We start from the raw sequence: 458 nt of genomic DNA, 5'->3' as shown, positions 1-458 counted from the left end.
CCTCCGGCGTCCGCCGCCGAGGCGCGGCCGGCCGGAGCGGCGTACGCCTCGGTCGTGCTGGGGAAGTCCGTGGGCGGCCGGCCGATCGTCGCCTGGCACCTGGGCGAGGAGCGCGGGCCGACGGTCGTCCTCATCGCCGGGATGCACGGCAACGAGCCCGCCCCGACGGCCATCCTGCGGACCCTGCGCGACGGGCGGTCCGTGCACGGCATCGACCTGTGGGTGGTCCCGGCCTACAACCCCGACGGGCTTGTGCGAGGTAGCCGTCGCAACGGCCGCGGCGTCGACCTCAATCGCAACTCCCCCTACCACTGGGCTCCGCTGGGCGGCTCCTACTACTCCGGCCCCGGGCCCGCCTCCGAGCCCGAGACGCGGGCGATGATGCGGTTCCTGGCCCGGGTGCGGCCCGACTACATCCTGTCGTTCCACCAGCCGCTGAACGGTGTCGACCTCGCCGT

At 74.5% G+C, this 458-nt stretch carries 1 protein-coding gene; it reads left to right on the top strand.

Annotated elements, in window-relative coordinates; all coding sequences use genetic code 11:
* Positions 1 to 458 (top strand): M14 family zinc carboxypeptidase (locus K9U41_RS23195; protein ID WP_282643191.1); only part of this gene is annotated, 458 nt, incomplete at both ends.

The sequence above is a fragment of the Xanthobacter autotrophicus genome, assembly GCF_029991245.1.
Classification (GTDB): domain Bacteria; phylum Pseudomonadota; class Alphaproteobacteria; order Rhizobiales; family Xanthobacteraceae; genus Xanthobacter; species Xanthobacter autotrophicus_C.
This window is presented reverse-complemented; position numbering and strand designations above follow the sequence as displayed.